Source organism: Neisseria sp. Marseille-Q1983 (genome assembly GCF_018224585.1).
GTDB classification, from domain to species: Bacteria; Pseudomonadota; Gammaproteobacteria; order Burkholderiales; family Neisseriaceae; genus Neisseria; species Neisseria polysaccharea.
On sequence record NZ_JAGTUI010000014.1, the window covers coordinates 21,929 to 27,928 of the forward strand.

Below are 6,000 nucleotides of genomic sequence, written 5' to 3' on the forward strand. Positions count from 1 at the left end.
TGTTTTAAATAATATACTTAGTGTATTTTTATGAGGGGGTTGAACAAATTTCTTGCCAAAGTGTGAAGTTGCCTGCATAATTCGCCTTCTTTGCCGGTATAGCTCAGTTGGTATAGAGCACCTGACTTGTAATCAGGGGGTCCCGAGTTCGACTCTTGGTGCCGGCACCATTTCTGCTGATGGTGTTGTAAAATATTTCAGTAAGCCGGTATAGCTCAGTTGGTAGAGCACCTGACTTGTAATCAGGGGGTCCCGAGTTCGACTCTTGGTGCCGGCACCAGATTTGACAGCCCGATTGTGCAAAACAGTCGGGCTGTTTTGCATTTGCGGCACGGTCGGTGGCAGGGCTGCGAGCATTTCACTATAATAGCCCGTTTCAAACTGAAAAGGCCGTCTGAAAAGGGCGGGGTAACAATATCTGATGATTACTGTGAACACACTGCAAAAAATGAAGGCGGCCGGCGAGAAAATCGCTATGCTGACCGCTTACGAATCCAGTTTTGCCGCGCTGATGGACGATGCCGGCGTGGATGTGCTGCTGGTTGGGGATTCTTTGGGAATGGCGGTTCAAGGGCGGAAATCGACGCTGCCCGTCAGCCTGCGCGATATGTGCTATCACACCGAATGTGTAGCACGCGGTGCAAAAAATGCGATGATTGTCAGCGATTTGCCGTTTGGTGCATATCAGCAAAGTAAGGAGCAGGCGTTTGCCGCCGCTGCCGAACTGATGGCGGCAGGAGCGCATATGGTTAAACTCGAAGGCGGCGTGTGGATGGCGGAAACGACTGAATTTTTGCAAATGCGCGGTATTCCGGTTTGTGCGCACATCGGTCTGACCCCGCAATCCGTGTTTGCCTTCGGCGGATATAAAGTTCAGGGGCGCGGCGGCAAGGCGCAGGCGTTGCTTAACGATGCCAAGGCGCATGATGATGCGGGGGCGGCGGTCGTGCTGATGGAGTGTGTTCCTGCGGAACTGGCAAAAAAGGTAACTGAAACTGTTTCTTGTCCGACTATCGGTATCGGTGCGGGTGCGGATTGCGACGGGCAGGTTTTGGTGATGCACGATATGCTCGGTATTTTTCCGGGTAAAACGGCGAAATTCGTCAAAAACTTTATGCATGGGCAAAGCAGCATTCAGGCGGCGGTTCGGGCGTATGTCGAAGAAGTTAAAGCCAAAACCTTCCCTGCTGCGGAACATATTTTTGCAGACTGAACAAGGTTTGCTGCCGATGCCGTCTGAAAGCCGTTTCAGACGGCATTTTGTTTTGCCGTGCGCGGCGCGTATAATCGGCGCGTTTTGTCGGGCAGGAAGCCCGAAGGATAAGGATTACCGTAATGCAAATCATACATACCATTCAAGAACTGCGCGCGTGGCGTAAAAATGCGGGAACGGTGGCGTTCGTGCCGACTATGGGCAACCTGCACGAAGGGCATCTTGCCCTCGTTCGCGAAGCCAAAAAACGCGCCGACAACGTTGTTGTCAGCATATTCGTCAACCGCCTGCAATTCGGTCAGGGTGAAGATTTCGACAAATATCCGCGCACTTTGCAACAGGATGCGGACAAACTTGCCGCCGAAGGCGTTGCCGTTGTTTTCGCGCCCGATGAGAAAGAACTCTATCCGAACGTGGAGCAACGGTATAACGTCGAACCTCCCAACCTGCAAAATGAGTTGTGCGGCAAGTTCCGCCCCGGCCATTTTCGCGGCGTGGCAACCGTAGTGTCCAAGCTGTTCAATATTGTTTTGCCGGATGTTGCCTGTTTCGGCAAAAAAGATTACCAGCAGCTTGCCGTGATTAAAGGTTTGACCGAGGATTTGAATTTCGACATCGAAATTGTGCCTGTCGATACGGGGCGGGCGGCGGACGGTTTGGCACTCTCCAGCCGCAACCGGTACTTGAGCGTTGAGGAACGCGCCGAAGCCCCGCGCCTGTACCGCGAATTGAAAGCTGTTGCCGAATCCTTGGCGCAGGGCAGTTTGGATTATGCGGGTTTGGAGCGGCAGGCTGCCGACCATTTGACCGCTGCGGGCTGGACGGTCGATTATGTTGAAATCCGCCACGCCGATACGCTCGAAGTGGCACGGACGGGAGATAGGAAGCTGGTGGTTTTGGCTGCGGCCCGTTTGGGGGCGACGCGCCTGATTGACAATGTGGAAATAAAACTCCCTTAAATCGCAAGCGTCGGTAATGCCGTCTGAAGCAGTATTTCAGACGGCATTTATTTTTTTGAACGGGGTTTCGCAAATCTACAAACGATTCTGCTTGTGATAAAGTTACGCCTGATTATATGCCGTCTGAAAGTTCGGACGGATGCCGGATAAAGGATGATTATGTTACCTAACCGTTTCAAAATGTTAACTGTGTTGACGGCAGCCTTGATTGCCGGACAGGTGTCTGCCGCCGGAGGCGGTGCGGGGGATATGAAACAGCCGAAGGAAGTCGGAAAGGTTTTAAGGAAACATCAGCGTTACAGCGAGGAAGAAATCAAAAACGAACGCGCACGGCTTGCGGCAGTGGGCGAGCGGGTTAATCAGATATTTACGTTGCTGGGAGGGGAAACCGCCTTGCAAAAGGGGCAGGCGGGAACGGCACTTGCCGCCTATATGCTGATGTTGGAGCGTACAAAATCCCCCGAAGTTGCCGAGCGTGCCTTGGAAATGGCCGTGTCGCTGAATGCGTTTGAACAGGCTGAGATGATTTATCAGAAATGGCGGCAGATTGAGCCTATACCGGGTGAGGCGCAAAAACGGGCGGGGTGGCTGCGGAACGTATTGAGGGAAAGGGGAAATCAGCATCTGGATGGATTGGAAGAGGTGCTGGCGCAATCGGACGATGTGCAAAAACGCAGGATATTTTTGCTGCTGGCGCAAGCCGCCGTGCAGCAGGACGGGTTGGCGCAAAAAGCATCGGAGGCCGTCCACCGCGCGGCGTTGAAATATGAACATCTGCCCGAAGCGGCGGTTGCCGATGTGGTTTTTAACGTGCAAGTGCGGGAAAAAGATAAAGCAATCGCGGCATTGCAACGCTTGGCAAAACTTGATACAGAAATACTACCACCGACCCTGGTAACCTTGCGTCTGGTTGCGCGCCGTTATCCCGAGATACTCAGCAGCTTTTTCGAGCAAACAGACACCAAAAACCTTTCAACCGTCTGGCAGGAAATGGAAATTATGAACCTTGTTTCCCTGCGCAGGCCCGATGATGCATATGAACGCTTGAAAGTGTTGATGGATGCCAATCCGAATGCGGATCTGTATATTCAGGCGGCAATATTGGCGGCAAACCGGAAAGAAGATATTTCCGTTATCGACGGCTATGTCGAAAAGGCATACGGCAGGGGGATGGAGGAGCAGAGGAGCAGGGCGGCGTTAACAGCGGCGATGATGTATGCCGACCGCAGGGACTATGCCAAAGTCAGGCAGTGGCTGACAAAAGTATCCGCGCCGGAATATTTGTTCGACAAAGGTGTGTCGGCAGTTGCTGCAACCCTCGAACTGGATGGTGCAAAGGCGGCTTTGCGGCAAATTAGGGAAGTACGGAAGCTTCCCGAGCAGCAGGGGCGTTATTTTATGGCGGACAACTTGTCTAAAGTACAGTTGTTTGCCCTGTCAAAACTGCCGGATGCACGGGAGGCTTTGAGGGGGTTGGACAAGATTATCGAAAAACCGCCTGCCGGCAGTAATACAGAGTTACAGGCAGAGGCATTGGTACAGCGGTCGGTTGTTTACGACCGGCTTGGCAAGCGGAAAAAAATGATTTCAGATCTTGAAAGGGCGTTCAGGCTTGCACCCGATAACGCTCAGATTATGAATAATTTAGGTTATAGCCTGCTTTCCGATTCTGAGCGTTTGGACGAGGGTTTCGTATTGCTTCAGAAGGCATATCAAATTAACCCTGACGATATTGCCGTTAACGATAGCATAGGCTGGGCGTATTACCTGAAAGGCGATGCGGAAAGTGCGCTGCCGTATCTCCGTTATTCGTTTGAGAGTCAGCCTGAGCCTGAAGTTGCCGCCCATCTGGGCGAGGTGTTGTGGGCATTGGGTGAACGCGATCAGGCGGTTGACGTGTGGACTCAGGCGGCACATCTTACGGGAGACAAGAAAATATGGCGCGAAACGCTCAAACGTCACGGAATCACATTGCCCGAACTTTTCCGAAAACCTCGGAAATAATACAGGCCCATCCTTTCAGACGGCATGATGTGGCCGGAAGATCCGTATGGTTTAGCGCACAGCCTGCATATAGTATGTGTTTTGCGTGCCGAACCAAATCTATTGTCCGGCAGGCAGTCGCCCAAGTCGGAGGGATAACCATCAAGGAATTCTGATGAAACATACCGTATCTATATCCGCCATCCTACTTTTATCGGCTTGCGCCCAATTGCCGCAGGAACATTCGAACCTGTGGCAGGTATCTGAATATATTGACAGCTTTTCTGCGGAAGGACGGTTGGCGGTTAAGGCGGAAGGCAGGGGTTCTTATGCGAATTTCGACTGGACATACCAGCCTCCTGTAGAAACCATCAATATCAATACACCTTTAGGCAGCACGCTCGGACAGATGTGCCAAGACAAAGAAGGTGCGTTGGCAGTGGATGCTAAAGGAAATGTTTATCAGGCGGAAAGTGCGGAAGAGTTGAGCCGGCAGCTTATTGGTTTCAACCTGCCTATTCAATATCTGCATATCTGGGCAGACGGCAGACGGGTTGCACGCGCACCTTACCGCATCCTTTCAGACGGCATATTGGAACAATACGGTTGGACAATCGGCAGAACCGTCAACAGCGAAGGAAAAGCCCGCATCCTGCAATTGGATAACGGGAAATTGAACATCAGGCTGGTTTTCACCGAAATTGGAATGCCGTCTGAAACCGAAACCCCGGAACGCTGTGCGGCGCGCACGAGATAAGGCGGACAGATGAATATTGCGGACGGACGGCAGGCGTTTCCCGCACCTGCAAAACTAAATCTCGATTTGAGGATTACTGGAAGGCGGGAAGACGGTTATCACAATATCGAAAGCATATTCTGCCTGATAGATTTGCAGGATACCGTATATTTGAAACCAAGGGACGACGGCAAAATCATCCTGCACAATCCGGTTGATGGAATGCCGCAGGAGGCGGATTTAAGCTACCGTGCCGCATCGTTGCTGCAAAAATATGCACGCACCCCTACCGGCGTGGAGATATGGCTGGACAAAAAAATTCCGACCGGGGCCGGTTTGGGCGGAGGAAGCTCGGATGCGGTAACCGTTTTGCTGGTGTTGAACCGTTGGTGGCAGTGCGGTCTGACGCAGCGGCAGCTCATTGATTCGGGCGCGGCTTTGGGGGCGGACGTACCATTTTTTATTTTCGGCAAAAATGCGTTTGCGCGGGGTATAGGCGACAGGCTGGACGAAATGGATATTCCGAAACAGTGGTATGTCATCGTCAAACCGCCCGTCCACGTTTCCACCGCAAAAATTTTCACACACGAAGGCTTGACACGAAATTCCGCCTCAAGCATAATGCCGACTTTCCAAAACCTGCAACCGTTTAGAAATGATATGCAGGCAGTTGTATTTAAAGAATACCCTGAAGTTTGGAAAGCCTATTCCGAGTTGTCCCGATATGGATTTGCCTTAATGACAGGTTCTGGTGCATGTGTATTCACGGCGTGTCAAGATAGGAATAGCGCATACAATATATACCGACAAGTTTCAGGTTTGTACGAGGCATATTTGGCAGAGGGTCTTTCAAAACATCCTTTGTTGTCCGTATAAACATTGTTGGGGAGTCGTCAAGCGGTTAAGACACTGGATTTTGATTCCAGCATGCGAAGGTTCGAATCCTTCCTCCCCAGCCAAGCCAAACAAGTTGGGGAGTCGTCAAGCGGTTAAGACACTGGATTTTGATTCCAGCATGCGAAGGTTCGAATCCTTCCTCCCCAGCCATATTTCCTTGGGGAGTCGTCAAGCGGTTAAGACACTGGATTTTGATTCCAGCATGCGAAGGT

Annotated in this window: 5 protein-coding genes and 4 tRNA genes; all 9 read left to right on the top strand. The window is 51.6% G+C overall.

The features are described 5' to 3' along the window. The first annotated feature begins 92 nt into the window (after window positions 1-92). The 9 genes from KEM39_RS04810 to KEM39_RS04850 all read left to right on the top strand — a co-directional run bounded on the left by KEM39_RS04810 (window position 93) and on the right by KEM39_RS04850 (window position 5,938). A tRNA-Thr gene (locus KEM39_RS04810) sits at window positions 93-170 on the top strand. A gap of 34 nt (window positions 171-204) precedes the next feature. Continuing rightward, window positions 205-280, top strand: a tRNA-Thr gene (locus KEM39_RS04815). Between the two features lie 141 nt (window positions 281-421). Then, window positions 422-1,213 (top strand): 3-methyl-2-oxobutanoate hydroxymethyltransferase, encoded by a 792-nt coding sequence (gene panB / locus KEM39_RS04820; protein ID WP_118996972.1) that lies wholly within the window; start codon window positions 422-424, stop codon window positions 1,211-1,213. 122 nt (window positions 1,214-1,335) lie between these two features. Beyond that, window positions 1,336-2,172: a pantoate--beta-alanine ligase gene (gene panC, locus KEM39_RS04825; RefSeq protein ID WP_118996971.1), complete on the top strand. Its 837-nt coding sequence runs from the start codon at window positions 1,336-1,338 to the stop codon at window positions 2,170-2,172. A gap of 159 nt (window positions 2,173-2,331) precedes the next feature. Beyond that, window positions 2,332-4,176 (top strand): hypothetical protein, encoded by a 1,845-nt coding sequence (locus KEM39_RS04830; RefSeq protein WP_211709666.1) that lies wholly within the window; start codon window positions 2,332-2,334, stop codon window positions 4,174-4,176. 154 nt (window positions 4,177-4,330) lie between these two features. Beyond that, window positions 4,331-4,912: a lipoprotein insertase outer membrane protein LolB gene (gene lolB / locus KEM39_RS04835; protein ID WP_118996970.1), complete on the top strand. Its 582-nt coding sequence runs from the start codon at window positions 4,331-4,333 to the stop codon at window positions 4,910-4,912. A gap of 9 nt (window positions 4,913-4,921) precedes the next feature. After that, window positions 4,922-5,767, top strand: a complete 846-nt coding sequence (gene ispE / locus KEM39_RS04840) for a 4-(cytidine 5'-diphospho)-2-C-methyl-D-erythritol kinase (protein ID WP_211709667.1) — start codon at window positions 4,922-4,924, stop codon at window positions 5,765-5,767. Window positions 5,768-5,774: 7 nt separating this feature from the next. Next, a tRNA-Gln gene (locus tag KEM39_RS04845) sits at window positions 5,775-5,850 on the top strand. Window positions 5,851-5,862: 12 nt separating this feature from the next. Next, window positions 5,863-5,938, top strand: a tRNA-Gln gene (locus KEM39_RS04850). The last annotated feature ends 62 nt before the right edge of the window (window positions 5,939-6,000 follow it).